This window comes from Campylobacter sp. GB48 (assembly GCF_049221845.1).
GTDB lineage: Bacteria > Campylobacterota > Campylobacteria > Campylobacterales > Campylobacteraceae > Campylobacter_D > Campylobacter_D lari_C.
In genome coordinates this window covers 1-1,374 of sequence record NZ_JBMJAR010000056.1, presented here as the reverse complement: position 1 = coordinate 1,374, position 1,374 = coordinate 1, and the positions used below count along the sequence as shown (strand labels likewise).

Here is a 1,374-nt window from a genome sequence, read left to right as displayed (position 1 = left end):
CTTACAGGCTCAAGTGAACTTCCTAACAATCCTTTTTACTTTGGAGAATTAGATCAAGATAATGCTATAAAACAAGATGCACCTAGTTATTATTTTTCTCCTAAAGATGAAAATAGTGGCAAAGGAAAACTTAGCATCTTTTATAAAAATGATGAACTTTGCTTGCTTAATTATTCTATTATAGAAAATTCTTTAAATATCAAATTAGAATGTTTAAGCAAGCAAAGCTTAGAGTATAAAGATTTAATTTCAAACACTCTAAAAGAACAAAAAACCATACAAATAAATAAAAAACAAGCTATAGCTAAACTTCATGCCCTTTTGGAAAATCAAAACCTAGAATGTATTCATGGAGGTAAAGTCATACTTCAATCAAACAAAGGAAAAACTTTTAAAGATGGTGGTGTGCCTATTATGCTAGAAAGTGATTTACTTAATTCTAGCATAAGTGGTTGTCCTAATACTATAGGAAAAGTAAGTTATCCTTGCACCAAGGTAGTAGATGTTAAAGGCTCTTTATCTCAAAAGAAAGTTAATAATGAATATGTAATCTTACAAGAACTCATCTCAGCTTGTGTCACAGATAAAGGATATCCTTTAAAAGTAAGCTTTGTACCTACTAAGTTTAAATTTGATCATAGTTTTAATCCTAAGGAAGGCTTAGCAAAGCAAAGCAAAAGCCAAACAAAGCTAAAAGAGCCTAAGTTAAGAATGTATTATAAAGAACATAAATATCAAAAAGATAATCTTTTAATCACTAATTTATATCTAAACGATACTTTATATCAAAACAAACAAGGTTTAGATCAATTAGAATTATCTAAAAACGACTTATTTGATTTAAATGATGTCAATATGTTAAATGCTCTTAAACAAGACTTTAGCAAAGATTATGATTTTAAAGAGTGTAAAATTACGCTTGGCGCGCATTTGTTAAAATTAATCTTTATCATCCCAAAAAATATTGCTAAAGTTTATAAAAGTGCTTATAAAGAATTTGAATATAAAGATTTAGGAGCAGGGTATTTTAAAGAGCTTTTTGAATATCATCAAGATTATCGAGAAAAAGAAAATATTATACATTATAGAGTTTTTTTAACCCCTGCTAAAATGCAAAAGATTGAGTTTGAAATTGCTAAAGGTTTAGATGAGTGGCTTAATGATGAAAATGTATGTTCTTTTAATATTTTAACCAAGGATTATTTTAAGGCAAATGATAAAGATATGTTTACAAGTGATAATATAAAAGATAATATAAATACCACACAAACTCACATCAATGAAGATTGTAACAATACTCAAGAACTCATCCCTGATAATGTGATAAGAATACAAACACAAGATGGTAGTGGGGAGTTTATTGAGATAATATTT

General features: G+C 27.6%; 1 protein-coding gene. It reads left to right on the top strand.

Annotation, left to right across the window (positions count from 1 at the left end):
- The coding region (locus tag ACOTVC_RS08710; RefSeq protein ID WP_421628361.1) for a hypothetical protein at positions 1-1,374 on the top strand (1,374 nt) is incomplete at both ends.